The organism is Escherichia sp. GZ89 (genome assembly GCF_019366485.1).
Lineage (GTDB): Bacteria > Pseudomonadota > Gammaproteobacteria > Enterobacterales > Enterobacteriaceae > Escherichia > Escherichia fergusonii.
Genome location: NZ_JAEOHX010000002.1, coordinates 210,942 through 226,468 on the forward strand (window position 1 = coordinate 210,942; position 15,527 = coordinate 226,468).

16 protein-coding genes are annotated in these 15,527 nt (G+C 45.2%); 11 read left to right on the forward strand and 5 right to left on the reverse strand.

Annotated elements, in window-relative coordinates; all coding sequences use genetic code 11:
• Window position 1: 1 nt before the first annotated feature.
• Entirely contained in the window at window positions 2-1,153 is a 1,152-nt protein-coding gene (locus K0335_RS05340) for a double-cubane-cluster-containing anaerobic reductase (RefSeq protein WP_104920097.1), read from the reverse strand.
• A 151-nt stretch (window positions 1,154-1,304) separates the two neighbouring features.
• On the opposite strand from K0335_RS05340, the gene K0335_RS22435 reads away from it, so the two are divergent.
• The 4 genes from K0335_RS22435 (at window position 1,305) to K0335_RS05355 (ending at window position 5,812) form a co-directional block, all read left to right on the forward strand.
• On the forward strand, window positions 1,305-1,427 hold the full coding sequence (locus tag K0335_RS22435; protein ID WP_257710940.1) for a hypothetical protein: 123 nt from the start codon (window positions 1,305-1,307) through the stop codon (window positions 1,425-1,427).
• A gap of 443 nt (window positions 1,428-1,870) precedes the next feature.
• Window positions 1,871-2,860: a bifunctional threonine ammonia-lyase/L-serine ammonia-lyase TdcB gene (tdcB, locus tag K0335_RS05345; protein WP_104920251.1), complete on the forward strand. Its 990-nt coding sequence runs from the start codon at window positions 1,871-1,873 to the stop codon at window positions 2,858-2,860.
• A gap of 21 nt (window positions 2,861-2,881) precedes the next feature.
• Complete coding sequence (tdcC, locus tag K0335_RS05350) at window positions 2,882-4,213, forward strand: threonine/serine transporter TdcC (protein ID WP_219393758.1); 1,332 nt, start codon at window positions 2,882-2,884, stop codon at window positions 4,211-4,213.
• Window positions 4,214-4,501: 288 nt separating this feature from the next.
• Window positions 4,502-5,812: a serine dehydratase subunit alpha family protein gene (locus K0335_RS05355; RefSeq protein WP_219393759.1), complete on the forward strand. Its 1,311-nt coding sequence runs from the start codon at window positions 4,502-4,504 to the stop codon at window positions 5,810-5,812.
• Between the two features lie 290 nt (window positions 5,813-6,102).
• On the opposite strand, the gene K0335_RS05360 is transcribed toward K0335_RS05355, so the two are convergent.
• The 3 genes from K0335_RS05360 to K0335_RS05370 form a co-directional block, all read right to left on the reverse strand.
• A complete protein-coding gene (locus K0335_RS05360) occupies window positions 6,103-6,267 on the reverse strand; it encodes a hypothetical protein (RefSeq protein WP_000516870.1) in 165 nt (54 codons plus the stop codon).
• Window positions 6,268-6,840: 573 nt separating this feature from the next.
• Window positions 6,841-8,109 (reverse strand): MFS transporter, encoded by a 1,269-nt coding sequence (locus K0335_RS05365; protein ID WP_052728122.1) that lies wholly within the window; start codon window positions 8,107-8,109, stop codon window positions 6,841-6,843.
• A 254-nt stretch (window positions 8,110-8,363) separates the two neighbouring features.
• Window positions 8,364-8,687: a 2Fe-2S iron-sulfur cluster-binding protein gene (locus K0335_RS05370; RefSeq protein WP_001074142.1), complete on the reverse strand. Its 324-nt coding sequence runs from the start codon at window positions 8,685-8,687 to the stop codon at window positions 8,364-8,366.
• Window positions 8,688-9,051: 364 nt separating this feature from the next.
• On the opposite strand from K0335_RS05370, the gene K0335_RS05375 reads away from it, so the two are divergent.
• The 7 genes from K0335_RS05375 to K0335_RS05405 are packed head-to-tail and all read left to right on the forward strand — an operon-like array spanning window position 9,052 to window position 14,073.
• Window positions 9,052-10,422 (forward strand): aromatic ring-hydroxylating dioxygenase subunit alpha, encoded by a 1,371-nt coding sequence (locus K0335_RS05375; protein WP_000181135.1) that lies wholly within the window; start codon window positions 9,052-9,054, stop codon window positions 10,420-10,422.
• Window positions 10,419-11,213 carry an SDR family NAD(P)-dependent oxidoreductase gene (locus tag K0335_RS05380; protein WP_000859691.1) on the forward strand — a complete coding sequence of 265 codons (795 nt, stop codon included), beginning with the start codon at window positions 10,419-10,421 and terminating at the stop codon, window positions 11,211-11,213. Before K0335_RS05375 ends, K0335_RS05380 begins: the two co-directional genes overlap by 4 nt.
• Entirely contained in the window at window positions 11,210-11,746 is a 537-nt protein-coding gene (locus tag K0335_RS05385; protein ID WP_000174909.1) for a 3-phenylpropionate/cinnamic acid dioxygenase subunit beta, read from the forward strand. The genes K0335_RS05380 and K0335_RS05385 overlap by 4 nt, the downstream gene beginning before the upstream one ends.
• A 6-nt stretch (window positions 11,747-11,752) precedes the next feature.
• The gene (locus K0335_RS05390) at window positions 11,753-11,929 is read left to right on the forward strand and encodes a hypothetical protein (protein ID WP_002431344.1); all 177 of its coding nucleotides are present in this window, start codon (window positions 11,753-11,755) and stop codon (window positions 11,927-11,929) included.
• A gap of 2 nt (window positions 11,930-11,931) precedes the next feature.
• Window positions 11,932-12,396, forward strand: a complete 465-nt coding sequence (locus K0335_RS05395) for a hypothetical protein (RefSeq protein ID WP_000984199.1) — start codon at window positions 11,932-11,934, stop codon at window positions 12,394-12,396.
• The gene (locus tag K0335_RS05400; RefSeq protein WP_001028252.1) at window positions 12,344-13,585 is read left to right on the forward strand and encodes an NAD(P)/FAD-dependent oxidoreductase; all 1,242 of its coding nucleotides are present in this window, start codon (window positions 12,344-12,346) and stop codon (window positions 13,583-13,585) included. Before K0335_RS05395 ends, K0335_RS05400 begins: the two co-directional genes overlap by 53 nt.
• A gap of 32 nt (window positions 13,586-13,617) precedes the next feature.
• Window positions 13,618-14,073 (forward strand): MarR family transcriptional regulator, encoded by a 456-nt coding sequence (locus K0335_RS05405; RefSeq protein ID WP_000200049.1) that lies wholly within the window; start codon window positions 13,618-13,620, stop codon window positions 14,071-14,073.
• A 143-nt stretch (window positions 14,074-14,216) separates the two neighbouring features.
• Here the strand turns inward: K0335_RS05405 and K0335_RS05410 are convergent, their stop codons facing one another.
• Window positions 14,217-15,503, reverse strand: a complete 1,287-nt coding sequence (locus tag K0335_RS05410) for an AppA family phytase/histidine-type acid phosphatase (protein ID WP_104920252.1) — start codon at window positions 15,501-15,503, stop codon at window positions 14,217-14,219.
• Between the last annotated feature and the right edge of the window lie 24 nt (window positions 15,504-15,527).

The window sequence follows — 15,527 nt, forward strand, 5'->3', positions numbered from 1 at the left end:
CTTACAACATTTCAATAAACGCTGCCACACGTGTGCTCAGTTGCCCGATATCCGCAGTGGAGTAGTCCGTTTCAATGGCGATATAAGGAATGTTGTGCTGTTGGCGAACGTGGCGCTTAATAGCCAGCGATTCCACCGCATAGGTATGACATGCCTGCAAAATGACATCCACCACGCCATCGACCTGGTACTCTTCTACCATTTGACTAAGAAGTTTAAGCCGTTGTTCATTAGGTGAAATACAGGAACAACCAATTGCCAGATATTTATCGGTCAATGCATCATAAACATCGCCTGTTTCAGCGACACACTGTTCGGTAGCTTTCGCCCCGGTACAGTTTTCATAACCGACCACCCAACCGCCATTCTCTTCTATCGCCCGTACAACTTTTTCTGCCGCACCGCCAATCGGGCAGCCGGTGATCAAAATACGGGGACGAGGATCCAGCCGTTCGCCAGATTCCCATTGTTGGCGAATACGAGCTGTCATCGCCTCAAGCTCACTGATCAGCACTTCTTTATCGAAACGGAAAGTGGCACCGTACACCACTTTCAGGATGTCGCTGCCGCTGAGTGCAGGCGGATTTAATTGACCAAGATGATAAAAGTCTGCCAGTGCCCGGCGTTCGCGGTTTTTAAGTGCTATCGCTTCCCGCAGAGCTTCTTCGCTGATCGTCTTACCAAAACGCGTTTCTATGACTTCCTGCAAACGCCGCATTTCAGCTTTCCACAGCGCGCGGGAGGCTTGATCCTGCACACTGTTCGGCAGTTGCATTACATGGACGGGCTTAAATTCCGCCATGTATTCATACATTTTCTTTTTTCCATCACAGGTTGTTTCACCTACTACCAGGTCAGAAAAATAGAAATAGGGGCATTTATCGGTTTTGCCAAACCCGTAACTGCTTTTGATAAGTGGGCAGAGATTACGTGGTAAATCTTTTTCTGCTTCTTCGATAGTTTCGTCAGAGGTGGAACACAATGAGACCACAACCGCCCCGGCAGCCATCGGGATCTCCTGAGGCATAAAGGTGCAGTATGTTCCTACGAGGGGGATTCCCCGTTCTTTAAGCTCCATAACGGTGAGAAAACCTTTCTGGCGAGCTTCAGAGAACTGATTAAAAATGGCGGGTAGATCGGTAATAAGTGACATGATTTTCCTTCCCCGTACCACGGGAGATGATGAAATGAGTTCACATTATAACCATGAGTTTTATATGGTTTATTTGATCTGACGTAAATGGCGGTTACCGCCTGAATCTTAATAATGCTGAAATTCCTAAAACTAATCAGGAGCAAACCAGGTGAATGAAAAATACCTGTTTCAACGTCAGCGGGAACTGAATATCTCTTATCGCGTGGTGCCGCATCCATTAGTCACCACGGCCTATTACGTTTTTTGCACTCAGGTGGCTATACGCCTGTAGTGATGAATAATTCTGATGGAATTTCAATGAAGCAGTGGGAGTGTGTATGCCATTTTCTTATTATCAGGAGGAATAGGCTGTTACGGAATCAAAGTGTGAAGGTGAAAAGCACATTAAATTAAAAAGATATTTATAAGCCTAAATTCTTTAAAGTCTAAGATAATTCATCTTTTTTAAAAAGAATGATATTTAAATAATTTTAATGCTTTGGCATTATCAGTTGACCATGCTTGATATGACCTGGTATTCAATATCAAATAGTCTTTAAAATTTATGATTTTTATTCCAGAGATGGAGTAGGGTTGTACTGATTAACGTCTGATATTCTTATGGATAAATATAAAATATAATTTGTGAGTTGGCGCACATAACACAATTTTCTTATTTTTTACAATTCTCAGCATTATTGATGTCATGAATTCGGTAGTGTGAGTCTATTTTAAATGCATATAACATATGATCTTCCGGTGACGATTAAAGACATTATTGAGGCAAAGCACCGTCTGGCAGGGCGAGTTTATAAAACCGGGATGCCTCGCTCTAACTATTTTAGTGAATGTTGCAAGGGAGATATTTTTCTTAAGTTTGAAAATATGCAACGCACAGGGTCGTTTAAAATTCGTGGCGCATTCAATAAACTTTGTTCGCTCACGGATGCAGAAAAAAGTAAAGGCGTTGTCGCCTGCTCTGCCGGGAATCATGCACAGGGCGTCTCTCTCTCATGTGCAATGTTAGGTATTGATAGCAAAGTCGTGATGCCAAAAGTAGCACCAAAGTCAAAGGTGGCAGCTACCAGGGATTATTCTGCACAGGTTATCCTGCATGGCGATAACTTCAATGAAACCATTGCCAAAGTTAGTGAAATTGTTGAAATGGAGGGCCGTATATTTATTCCTCCTTATGATGATCCGAAAGTGATTGCAGGTCAGGGAACAATTGGTCTGGAGATTTTAGAAGATCTCTATGATGTAGATAATATTATTGTACCTATCGGTGGTGGTGGGTTAATTTCCGGCATCGCCCTTGCGATTAAATCAATTAACCCGACGATTAAAGTCATTGGCGTGCAAGCTCAAAATGTTCACGGCATGGCGGCGTCATTTTTTGCCGGAAATATAACCACTCACCGAACGGGCAGCACCCTGGCGGACGGTTGTGATGTTTCTCGCCCAGGTCAAATAACCTATGAAATTGTTCGCCAACTTGTCGATAATATTGTCCTGGTGAGTGAGGATGAGATCCGTAACAGTATTATTGCCTTAATTCAGCGTAATAAAGTTGTCACCGAAGGTGCTGGAGCATTAGCCTGTGCGGCATTATTAAGCGGTAAACTCGATAGTGATATCCAGAACAGAAAAACCGTCAGCATCATTTCTGGTGGCAATATCGATCTTTCCCGCATTTCTCAAATAATCGATTTTGTTGACGTTTAATTTTTTTGTAAGGATCAGGATATGAGTTCGACTGATAACATAGTCTCTGGCAAGGCACAACATTCTTACTGGCGTAAGTCAGATACTACCTGGACACTGGGATTGTTCGGTACAGCTATTGGTGCTGGTGTGTTGTTCTTTCCTATTCGGGCAGGTTTTGGCGGCTTGATCCCTATTTTAGTGATGTTGGTACTGGCGTATCCCATTGCTTTTTATTGCCATCGGGCGCTGGCGCGTTTGTGCCTCTCAGGTGCTAATCCTTCCGGTAACATTACCGAAACGGTAGAAGAACACTTCGGAAAGACGGGGGGCGTGGTGATCACTTTCCTCTACTTTTTTGCTATCTGCCCGCTGTTGTGGATTTATGGGGTCACGATTACCAATACGTTTATGACCTTCTGGGAAAACCAACTGCATCTGCCCGCGCTTAACCGCGGTTTTGTCGCGCTGTTCTTATTGTTGCTAATGGCGGTCATCATCTGGTTTGGTAGGGATCTGATGGTGAAGGTGATGAGTTTTCTGGTGTGGCCGTTTATTGCCTCTTTAGTGTTAATTTCTCTTTCATTGATTCCCTACTGGAACTCCGCCGTTATCGATCAGGTGGATCTCAGTGCACTGTCGCTTACTGGACATGACGGTATTCTGGTAACCGTATGGCTGGGAATTTCTATTATGGTGTTCTCCTTTAACTTCTCGCCGATTGTCTCTTCTTTTGTCGTATTTAAACGTGAAGAGTATGAAAAGAAGTTTGGACGCGACTTTACCGAACGTAAATGTTCCAAAATTATCTCCCGCGCCAGTATATTGATGGTCGCAGTAGTGATGTTCTTCGCCTTTAGTTGCTTGTTTGCTCTTTCTCCACAAAATATGGCAGAGGCCAAAGTACAAAATATTCCTGTGCTTTCTTATCTGGCAAATCACTTTTCTTCGATGTCAGGTTCGCAGTCAAGTTTTGCTCTGACGCTGGAATATGCCGCCTCTATTATTGCTCTGGTTGCTATTTTTAAATCCTTCTTTGGTCATTATCTCGGTACGCTGGAAGGGCTAAATAGGTTGATTATTAAGTTCGCGTATAAGGGCGACAAAAGTAAAATTTCGATGAGTAAATTGAATACCCTAAGTATGGTGTTCATTATGGGGTCGACCTGGCTTGTAGCCTACGTTAATCCCAATATTCTGGATTTGATTGAAGCGATGGGAGCACCAATAATCGCTTCGCTACTTTGTCTTCTGCCGATGTATGCCATTCATAAAGTTCCGTCGCTGGCGAAATATCGGGGGAGAATAGATAACGTTTTTGTTACCGCTATTGGTCTGCTGACGATTTCAAATATTGTCTACAAAGTGTTCTGAACGGTACTTACGTAAACAGGTTCTCTTTTTCATCCTCTGGGCGTGGTTAACTTCGCCCATTTTTTTATTGTGATCTTCATCAAATGAAGAAATATTTTTCTCTGTATAAAGTAATTGGAGAAAAATATTACTTGCCTGGTGATATTATACGACTCTTTGAGTAAGTATTTCTCTCTCTAAACGCGTATCATTTTTCTCATACTTATCAAGCATATGTGTTTATTCGCGTCAGCGGTTTGGTGCTACGTATTTCTCCGTTGCTGGCGTTTTCCTTTAAAGGTTGTTGCTATGTGTGAGACATCATTAAACCCGTTATGGCAGAGTTTTATCCTTGCTGTGCAGGAAGAAGTTAAACCAGCTTTAGGCTGTACAGAGCCGATTTCATTGGCGCTGGCAGCTGCGACAGCGGCTTTCCATCTGCCTGGTAAGCCGGATCGTATTGACGCCTGGGTTTCGCCTAATCTGATGAAAAATGGGATGGGGGTAACGGTGCCCGGCACCGGAATGGTGGGCTTACCTGTTGCGGCGGCTTTAGGCGCGCTGGGGGGCGATCCTGACGCCGGGCTGGAAGTGCTTAAACGTGCCACGGCAGCAGATATTAGCGCAGCAAAAGAGATGCTCACTGCGGGCAAAGTGACGGTGAAAATAGAGCAACCGTGTGACGAAATCCTTTTTGCACGCGCAAAAGTTAGCCGTGGTGAGGCGTGGGCATGTGTCACCATAATCGGCGGGCACAGCAATATTGTGAGTATCGAAACAGATAAAGGCGTGATATTTAGCCAGCCCCCTGTAGAGCAGGGGGAAGTACAGGAATCGCCCCTGAAAGTACTGGCAACCGCTTCTCTGGAGCAAATCTATGACTTTATCAACGCCGTTCCGTTTGATTCTATTCGTTTTATTCTTGATGCCGCAAAACTCAATGGTGCACTTTCTCAGGAAGGGTTAAGTGGTAATTGGGGCTTACATATTGGTGCAACGCTGGAAAGACAGTGTGCAAAAGGTTTGATGACGAAAGATCTCGCCAGCTCGATTGTCATTCGTACCAGTGCGGCTTCGGATGCGCGAATGGGGGGAGCCACGCTTCCGGCAATGAGTAATTCCGGTTCTGGTAACCAGGGCATTGCCGCCACGCTGCCAGTGATGGTGGTGGCTGAACATGTGGGCGCTGATGAAGTGCGGCTTGCCAGGGCACTGATGTTGTCTCATCTGAGTGCCATCTATATCCACAATCAGCTACCACGGCTTTCGGCGTTATGTGCAGCAACGACCGCAGCGATGGGGGCTGCCGCAGGGATGGCGTGGCTGGTTGATGGGGGCTTTAGCACCATTGCGATGGCAATCAGCAGTATGATTGGTGATGTCAGTGGAATGATTTGTGATGGCGCTTCAAACAGTTGCGCGATGAAGGTGTCAACAAGCGCATCGTCAGCATGGAAAGCTGTATTGATGGCCCTGGATAATACGGCAGTAACCGGTAATGAAGGGATTGTGGCGCATGATGTCGAGCAATCTATTGCCAACCTGTGCGCACTCGCCAGTCATGCAATGCAACATACAGACCGGCAGATAATTGAAATTATGGCGCATAAAGCGCGTTGAAAATATCTTTGCGATAAAGAACAGGAATATTTATTTATCCTGCGACTGAGGATAAATATAAATCTTCTTTGCTGGCGAACACGAAATATCCACAAGCTTTGCAGCTTATACCAGATATTAATATATTGTTTTTCATACCCTAATTATCCTTAAATTCGCACAACGAGATTGTACGAATTCACTCTAAATAATTAGCGCGTTAATTATTAGATGTGTGATTTGTCTCTGGTTTTTGACCAATATAAGGGCAGGGGGAGGCCGGAATGGGGGGGAATTTCCGGCCTTATCGATCAGGCTGTTTCTTCTTGCTCCTGTCGCGCAGCAGCCGAAGCGACAATAGCTTCCAGCTCGCTTAACATCTCGTCATAACCGAATTGCGCAGGCTTGCGCGGGGTCTGTTCCCTGATGGCGGTTTTCTTTGTTGACTGGCTTTTTTTCGCCGATTTTTTACCCATTGTCATTTCCTTTGATAGTGACCAGACCGATTAATTTACCAGTAAAACGCCTTTTGGCGTAATGGTATAGAGTGGAGTGTTAACTAGGTCAAGAATTACAGAGGGAGATGTGCAGAATTATCTTATTCAGGACCGATCGTTGCTAAAACGTCAATATCCTTTTTGGCTATTAATATGTACAAGATTTATTGCGGGGATTTTGCTCGCTTACAACTATTAAAGCAGTGATTATCAACTTTGTTTACGCGTTTAGGACAAGTTAAACAATAGGTTATATCTTTACCTAGCGCCAGAATCATAATTGATTCATATTCAGTATTTTTCTCAGTGAAATTGGTACTCATACCAAAAAAATCCTCATAAGTAGACATTATTTATTTCCCTTTTATGAATATCATTCAACCAGGTGCAAAAGACTTTAGCGTAATATCACTGGCTGTTTATTATAAATAAAATATGCGGTGATCTTTTAGGGAAATCTATCGGGGAAATACCTGATTTTTTGCAGGTGTTTAATAAGTAATGGGCAGCCCCTGTGATTAACCACAGCTTCGCAGGGGCATAGATACAAAATCAACTGCTGGCTTTTGCTTCTTCTGGCATCAATGGTTGTGGTCCGCCAGGGCGGTATTGTTTGGGCGTTAAGTAGACCAGAAACGCACCAAACAGTATTGCACCACTCAGGATATACAAGGCCAGAGATGAGCTGTTAGTGGTATCGCGTACCCAGCCGATCAATATTGGTGCAACAAAAGATGCAATACTGCCGAAGGTACTGATTAAGCCAAGGCCTGCTGCCAGTGCCGCCCGTGACATAAACTGGGGGGGTAGCAACCAAAACATCGACAATGCTGCAGATGAACCCATTCCCAGAACCGTTAACGCCACCATCGTCATGAAGGTACTGGCATCAAACAGCCCGGCTAACAACATTCCAAGTGAGGCAAGAATAAGTGCACTCATTAAATGCCAGCGTCGTTCATTTTTAAAATCAGACGACCGTGCAAGGTAATACATAAATATAGCGCCAAAAATATAAGGTATTGCAGTCAGTAATCCCACTACAGCATCATTTTTAATGCCGGTACTGTGAATAAATGTTGGCATCCAGAAAGATGTCGTGTTGATCGCCAGTCGAACACAGAAATAGATAGCGACTAACATCCAGATATACTTATTAAAGAGAATATTAACGTGCGCTACACTGCTTTTTTGCGACTCTTGTTTATCATCTAATGACGCGACAACCAGACGCTGTTCATCCTGATTTAACCATTTGGCCTGGGAAATGTGGTCGGGAAGTGCCGCCATTACGACCATCCCTAAAATGACCACTGGCAAACCTTCAATCAGGAACATCCACTGCCAGCCATGCATATTTAAGAAGTCATGCATACTGACAATGATCCAGCCTGAAAGGGGGCCGCCCATTATGCCTGAAAATGGAACGCCAAGCGCAAATATTGCCGTGACCCTCGCGCGCAGATGGGCAGGAAAGTTTTTGGTAATGTAATACATTATTCCAGGGGTGAAGCCCGCTTCCGCTGCGCCCAGCAAAAAGCGCAATACATAAAATTCCATTGGGGTGGTCACCATAAACATACATGTGGATAGAATTCCCCATGCAATCATTAATATGGCAATCCATCGGCGGGCACCAATTCGTTGTAGTGCCAGGTTACTGGGTACAGCAAACAATGAATAAGAGATAAAGAGTAATCCGGCGCCAAACCCATACACCGTTTCACTAAAGGACAGATCATTGCTCATCTGAGCTTTGGCAAAACCAATATTCACACGGTCAAGGTTGGCAAAAACATAAGCCATAAATAAAATCGGCATTATGCGGTACAGTATCTTCTTCCAGATAATGTCAGAATCCTTGTACGAATTTTGGCTACACGCTTCAGTAGTATTCATAATTTACACTTATTATAAAGTAAGGTAACGGGCTCAACGCTGACTGGCTGGCAATTATTTAAATCACCAGCCAATTATCGTCATCGGGCAAACATATGTACTTACTGCTAACAACAATATGAAAATAAATCACTATAGATAACGACTATTTTTGTGTGGTTTTATGGAGCGATTAATTACATCCCCTGCGTGGCCGGTAATCGCACAATAATACCTTCCAGTGAGGATGTGATTTTTATCTGACAGCACAGACGAGAGTTTTTTTGTACATCACTGGCAAATTCCAGCATATCTAACTCATCATCGACGGCATAGCCAACTTTTTCAATCCAGTTGTCTTCAATATAACCATGACAGGTCGCACATGAGCAGGCCCCTCCGCATTCAGCCTGAATACCTTTAATTCCATTTTTTACCGCAGCATCCATTAAAGAACGACCATCCGTTGCTTCCACTGTTTTGCTTGTACCGTCAGGTTCAATAAACGTTATCTTTGCCATTTTGTTTACTCTATTTGTTAACATGTTTATCAATTTAAGAATGAAAGATTCGAGACTTCAAGTTGTCATTAAGCAAAATAATGACATTCATCACAAAAGAATGTCTTTATTTTCCTGCTTTGTCGTGATTCTACAAATGACCTTAATGTTGTAAGGATATTAATCGGTCACTATATGAAAAAATAATTTAGTAAACATGTTGACAAGATTTCGACGTGAAACATAGACTCAAAACAGTGTTGGAAGCCCTGGTTTTCGCAAATGTATCGATATCAGAAGTAATAACAATAAATAAAGTAAGGTTATATGTTCTGGTGCCTGATATTTTTGCGCTGCCGTTATTTATTAATTACAGGTAAAAGCTATGACGAATTTTACTTCGCAGGATACCTACATCAATAACAACGTAGGTGTGGTGGACAGAAGAATATTTTCTGATCATCAGGTCTATAAAAAAGAGCTTGAAACGGTGTTTTCGCGCGCCTGGCTTTTTATCGGTCATGAAAGTCAGATCCCTAATCCCGGCGATTTTTTCACTTCTCGTATGGGAGAAGAGTCAGTCATTCTGGTACGCGATAAAGCAGGTGAAATCCATGTATTTCTGAATTCCTGCCGTCATCGTGGTATGAAAGTGTGCCGTTATGAATCAGGAAATACCTCGTTATTTACATGCCCTTATCACAGCTGGACGTTTTCAACTGATGGGCAATTACGTGGTGTGCCGATGCAAAAAGATATTTATGGGGACTGTTTCGATAAAAAAGAGTGGTCATTAATTGAAGTGGCAAAACTGGCCGTCTATAAAGGCACAATTTGGGCGACCTGGGATGCCGAAGCACCGGAATTTCTCGATTATCTTGGCGATGCTGTTACTCATCTTGATCTGGCTCTGGATTGCCGGGACGGACGCCCTGGCGGTTCGGAAGTGGTGGGGGTACATAAATGGATTTTCCCGGCAAACTGGAAATATGCCGCAGAAAACTTTCTTGGCGACACTTATCACAATCCCAGCCACCGCTCGGTAGATTTAATTGGCATTGGCCCGTCAGCAGAGCAAGGCGTTAAAGGACGTCGCGACAATGAACTGGAGTTTTCAAAGCATGTGTGGGTCAGTTTCCCTCATGGACACGGCGTGCACTCAGCAGTAATGCCGGAAGGCCAGGAATATGTCGAGCAGTTTAAAAATGATCCGGAAATTGAAGAGTATTTCCGCTCCTGTTTTGAAAAGCGCAAAGCAGCAAAAGGGGATGATTACCGTCTGCGGCCTTTTGTGGGCACCATTTTCCCGAATACCTCTTTTCATGGCACCCAGCCGCGCAGCCTCTGCGTCTGGCATCCTCATAGTGCAACTGAAACGGAAGGCTGGCGTTTTTTCCTGGTTGACGCAGATGCGCCCAAAAAAGTGAAAGATTTCCTTCGTCACTATTACATGCGCTATTCCGGCCCGGCAGGTATGACCGAGCAGGATGATATGGAAAACTGGCTTTATGCCACACGCGCGTGTTCCGGCACAATTTCTCAGCGTTATCCGTTTAACTACCAGCAATCGATGAACACCTCGCAGCTGGATCCGGTGGTTAACGGTATTCAAATCAAAGGAGATGTCAGTACTTCGGTTACTGAACATATGGCTCGTGGGTTTTATCGCCGCTGGAACGACTATTTGCAAAATGCAAACTGGAAGGTATTGAGCGGACAGGATGATCCGGCGTTTTTACGGAGAACAAATTCATGAAAACGGTACTGATCTCCGGAGGAACGTTTGGTTTGGGGCGAGAAATTGCACTGGGGCTTGCTCGCTCAGGGTATAACGTGGTCGCGTTTGGTCTTGATAGCAAGCAACCCGCCAGTCTCGCGCAAAATAGCATTCAGGCGATGCGCAGCGAGGCGGAGCAAGAGCATTTGCCGCTACAGGTACTCGAAGCGGATGTCACTCGTGAGCAGGATATCGCCGCCGTGGTTAACTGTGCTCTTTCGCATTATGGCCGTATCGATGCTGTTGTGAACAATGCCGCGATTGGACCTTTGGGTAAAGCCACCGATACTGAACCGAGTTTATGGGACCGGGTATTGGCAGTAAATCTAAAAGGCCCTTATTTACTGGCTCGGGCGGTAGTTCCTTATCTGCAGCAGCAAAATGGCGGCAGTATTATTAATGTAGGTTCCGGCGCGGGTTGGGGAAAAGCCAATATGTTGGCCTATGCCGCAAGCAAAGGTGGACTGATCGCTTTTAATGCTGCAATGGCACTGGATTATTTTGCTGATCGTATACGAGTCAATATGGTGATTCCTGGTGGTGGTGGTATTGCAGGAGGCATGAGCCTGGGGCGCAATCAAGAATATGGTCAGGGGGTAGCGCAGCCGTATATTGGTAGCGTAGCGGGAAGAGCTGTAAATGGTGAAGACATGATGGCTACGATCCGCTTTTTATTATCTGACGAAGCGCAGGCTATTTCTGGAACTATTATCGATATTGGCTGTTTCTTTCATCAAGGATCATCCACACCACCAGGAGTCAAATTATGACATTGCAGGAACGTTTAGCTATTACAGCGGAAATTGCCGATTTTTTTTATGCCGAAGCGAGTCTATTAGATGAACGGAATTTTCAGGCATGGCTGGATTTATTACATGACGATATCGTCTATTTTATGCCGATGCGTCGCAATGTTAAATTTGGTCAGCACGCGGCAAAAGAGAATACAGTCCTCGGTAATGATATTAGTTGGTTTGATGAAGGGAAATGGACATTAACCAAGCGTGTAGAACAAATATTAACGGGTGTTCACTACGCGGAAGAACCGTTATCGCGCACGACCCATTTAATCAGTAATGTGCGGGTGCTGGACGTCAGGAAGGATGAAGATAATCAATTGCTTATTAGTACCAGTTGTCACTTCATTATGTATCTGAATCGTGTGGAATATGAGGTCAATCTTCTGGCGGGGAAACGCTACGATACCTTGATAGCAACAGGTGATAGTTATCAGGTATTAAAACGGGAGATCATTCTTGATCAGAATGTTCTGTTAGTAAAAAATCTGACCACTTTTTTCTGAGAAATTATGATTAATCTATATGAAATTAAACCCGGCGATCTGTTAGTCATAAAAAATGGTCGTCAGGTGGAATGCAGCGAAAACATGAATGATGGTCAATGGATTGAGGTTATCAGTAGTGAAGGAAATGAGTTAATCCATAGCCAGGATATTCTTGAGGTACTCAACGATAAAGCGAGATAACTATGATGCGCTGTCACTATTTACCCAGCGATTTTCATCCACTTTTACTGATTGTCTGTGAGCGCGAAGATCTGACGTTATTGTCGGCGTTATTAACCACTTTTGCTAAAGACGAAATATCACTTGCGATAAATGAACAATCTTTTGTCGAATATTGTTCTTCGCCATTAATTATTGAGAAGGTAGCGATCGGTGACGGAGTGGGTATAACGAAGCCTGATTATTCCACGCAGCCATTACACTGGAAACTGGAAAAGCACATAGCGGCTGAATATTCAGCAACACTTGAAGAGTTGGCCGGGCAAGGAACGCTTTCCGGTTCTTGTTTTTTGGAAATCGGTTATATCGATGAAGTGCGGGTAAAAGTGACCTTCGGCGAGTTTGATGATAGCTGGCTACTTACGAGGAGCAACAATGAACATCGTGATCATCGGTGCAGGGCAGGCAGCGGCAACGTTAGCCTTTAAGCTGCGTGAACTGGATTTTACGGGCGAGATAACAATATTCGGTAATGAGTCGGTTTATCCGTACCAGCGCCCGCCCTTATCAAAAAAATATCTTAGTGGCGCTGTTGCCCAGGAAGATCTCTTTATACGTGATGCCGCAGCCTACGCTGAGAACAATATTCATATTCAGCTAAATAATCCCGTACAGCATATTGATCTTGCAGAGCAGTATGTGAAGACCCGGAACGGACAAACATTTTTCTGGGATCGCCTGGTTTTTGCTACAGGTGCAACTCCACGTGGACTGCCGAACGCAGAAATTATGCAGCAAGAAAATGTCTTCACTTTTCGTCAGCTGGCAGATTGCCATAATCTGAGACCCTATATGCATCCGCAACGTCACCTCTGTATTGTCGGTGGCGGTTATATTGGTCTTGAGCTGGCAGCAGTGGCGCGGGAGTACGGAATGCAAGTTACGGTGCTGGAACGCGAAACGCGAATTTTACAGCGGGTGGCTTGCCAGCAAACTGCGCAATTTGTGACGCGTTTTCATCAGGCTATGCAGACTGAAATCCTCACTCAGCAAGAAATCGATACATTCACTGTTCAGCACAACCGTGTCCACCAGCTGCATCTTAAAAGTGGCAAAACGCTGGATATTGATGTGATGGTAGTGGGGATTGGCGTTATCCCGGAAACTGATTTGGCCCGACAAGCTAATCTGACACTGAATGGCGGGGCGATAGCCGTGAACGATTATTGCCAGACCTCCGATTCGCGAGTGTATGCCATTGGTGATTGCTGTTGTTTCAACTGGGGTGGGAAAAACATTCGTCTGGAGTCAGTGCAAAATGCTCTGGAGCAGGCAGAAGTCGTGGCACAACATATTCTCGGTAATTTGCGGGCTTATCATCCATCGCCCTGGTTCTGGTCTGATCAAGGCCGACTGAAAATACAAATTGCCGGCCTGGCCCTGGACTATGACAGCGTAATTTCGCGTGTGGATTGCCCTGCAACCAAAGCCAGTTTTTGGTACTTCTGCGGCGAGACGTTAGTGGCTGTCGATGCGCTTAATGACGCCAGAGCATTTATGTCTGGCAGAAAGTTTATTGGTACTGCGTTAGCCAATAAAGAGCGGCTGGCAGATGTGACGAGTGAGTTAAAAACGATTCTTAGCCCGGCGGTGATATGCAGCAATCTGATAGTATAAAGAGTGCGTATAACCATGACGGAACGATAAGCATGACCTCTGAGAAGTACAATCTTGATTTCAAGTTTGCCGAACACTCTTTAGCACTGGCCTGTTTGCGTGGCAGGGAGGCGGTGGTATCTAACTTTGCCCCTTTGTTGCAGGAGTTAGATGTCACCGAGCAACAGTGGCGAGTAATGCGTATCGCGTACGAATATGAAGAGCTGCCGTTTGCTGAGTTATGTAAGTTATGTTGCATACACAAAGTGAGCATGGCGCGAATCGTCTCGTTTTTGAGCGAGCGTGGCTGGATTGAAAAACGGAAATCTGAGACTGATTTGCGGGCTTATACCGTATTGTTGACCGAAACCGGTCGCGATATCACTGGCAAAGCGGTGGCAAAAGCGCAGGTGGTGCATGGTGATATTTTCGCGCGTTATGGACAGAAAAAAGCGGAATTGCTGCTGGAGTTACTCAAGGATCTGGATAAAATTCGCCGTTCTGTCTGAACGGCGAACTCAGAATGCTGACAAACTGCGCTTTTTTGTCTGCTAACTATTTTAAATTCAATATGTAGTAGTGGTTGTATGAGGCTGATAAGCGTAGCGCATCGTTTACCATCAGCCTCACTTCATCTTTTTAAAGATAATTTTCACAGCGCACACGCCGGATTTCTGATGGTGTTAATCACCGCCGTAAAACTTTTCAGGGAACACATCCCCTGGCTGTTGGTTTCCTGGCAGCCATTCACCGTTAATGGCACTTTTCCGGGAGGCGTGGTCATGGATAACCGCGTCACATTACGCATCTGTTGTAACGTTTGATACACCAACGAAACCTGAATCCAGTCGGTGTTATCGGTTGCCCGGTGCCAGCGTTCAAACACCAGTTCACCACCAGGCGGAGTATTATCGGGTTGGCCGGGTAATGTCCAGCTCATCCCAAGCGCTCCACCGAGATTGGCAAGATTCGTATCATGACCGGCAATAAACAGCAGTGATGTGGGAAGTGAAATCCCTGCCATCTGCTTACCCGCATGACCCGGTGTCAGTGTGGCGATAATCAGATCCAACAGCGGAGTGGCACGACTGCTGGCGACTTCCGGGGTACGTTGCAACAGATCAAACTGGGCATTATGCAAACTCAGCAACTGTTGCCACTGCTCTGAATTCTTAATCCGCCCCCATCCTGGATCTGCCATTCCCTGAGCTTGCTGTAAAAGAAAGATCTCGCTAACGGTTGAGGCCAATCCCCACGCGCCGCTAAATGAGACATTCCGTTTGCTGACTTCCAGTTCAGAGGGCAGCGCTTCTGGTAATGTGCAGCGTTTCTCTTGTTGGCAAAGGGGAGATTCCCGGAAATTAAGTACATCAGCAAGCGTTGTAAAAACAGGCTGATACTGTTTATTTAATGCTTCAATACTACCTCCCGCTTGCTTAAGTATGGCTGCGCGCACCGTGGGTTTATCCAGTTGGCAATGTCCGGTTTTCAGTGGGTTAAAAAGAGGATCAGTCTGCCGGAGATTTTGCTGAACATGAACGGGGAGCGCGCAATGTGGTGCCAGCGCAGAGATAAAGGCTTCGCCTGTTTTACGTGTACGCTCGTCAGTGTCGGCAATCACGGCAACCTGCTTTGCAGACGGGCACTGTGCTGCGTTTATCAGGCCTTCGGAAATTAACCGTTGGCGTTGATAATCTCCCAGCAACGAAATGAGTTCGCCCCCACGCGGTGTTAACCAACCCAGCGGAACAGACCATTGCGGCCAGGTATCAGGGGTAACATTTTGCATTAGTGGGGTGAGTTTAGTGGGGGCCCTCACTCCGTGACGGCTGACGATAACCACACTCTGTAGTTGCAGGCCATCGTTTTGCTCTGCACGAGTGGGAAATGCTGCTAATAACGTCATCACACAGATAATGCGGATAAGTGATGCAGACATCTTAATATCTCCTTAATCCCTGAC

Bases quoted from the DNA above. Each gene is read 5' to 3' on its own strand.
- K0335_RS05340 (WP_104920097.1), bottom strand. From the start codon at position 1,153: ATGTCACTTATTACCGATCTACCCGCCATTTTTAATCAGTTCTCTGAA.
- tdcB (WP_104920251.1), top strand. From the start codon at position 1,871: ATGCATATAACATATGATCTTCCGGTGACGATTAAAGACATTATTGAG.
- tdcC (WP_219393758.1), top strand. From the start codon at position 2,882: ATGAGTTCGACTGATAACATAGTCTCTGGCAAGGCACAACATTCTTAC.
- K0335_RS05355 (WP_219393759.1), top strand. From the start codon at position 4,502: ATGTGTGAGACATCATTAAACCCGTTATGGCAGAGTTTTATCCTTGCT.
- K0335_RS05360 (WP_000516870.1), bottom strand. From the start codon at position 6,267: ATGGGTAAAAAATCGGCGAAAAAAAGCCAGTCAACAAAGAAAACCGCC.
- K0335_RS05365 (WP_052728122.1), bottom strand. From the start codon at position 8,109: ATGCCGATTTTATTTATGGCTTATGTTTTTGCCAACCTTGACCGTGTG.
- K0335_RS05370 (WP_001074142.1), bottom strand. From the start codon at position 8,687: ATGGCAAAGATAACGTTTATTGAACCTGACGGTACAAGCAAAACAGTG.
- K0335_RS05375 (WP_000181135.1), top strand. From the start codon at position 9,052: ATGACGAATTTTACTTCGCAGGATACCTACATCAATAACAACGTAGGT.
- K0335_RS05380 (WP_000859691.1), top strand. From the start codon at position 10,419: ATGAAAACGGTACTGATCTCCGGAGGAACGTTTGGTTTGGGGCGAGAA.
- K0335_RS05385 (WP_000174909.1), top strand. From the start codon at position 11,210: ATGACATTGCAGGAACGTTTAGCTATTACAGCGGAAATTGCCGATTTT.
- K0335_RS05390 (WP_002431344.1), top strand. From the start codon at position 11,753: ATGATTAATCTATATGAAATTAAACCCGGCGATCTGTTAGTCATAAAA.
- K0335_RS05395 (WP_000984199.1), top strand. From the start codon at position 11,932: ATGATGCGCTGTCACTATTTACCCAGCGATTTTCATCCACTTTTACTG.
- K0335_RS05400 (WP_001028252.1), top strand. From the start codon at position 12,344: ATGAACATCGTGATCATCGGTGCAGGGCAGGCAGCGGCAACGTTAGCC.
- K0335_RS05405 (WP_000200049.1), top strand. From the start codon at position 13,618: ATGACCTCTGAGAAGTACAATCTTGATTTCAAGTTTGCCGAACACTCT.
- K0335_RS05410 (WP_104920252.1), bottom strand. From the start codon at position 15,503: ATGTCTGCATCACTTATCCGCATTATCTGTGTGATGACGTTATTAGCA.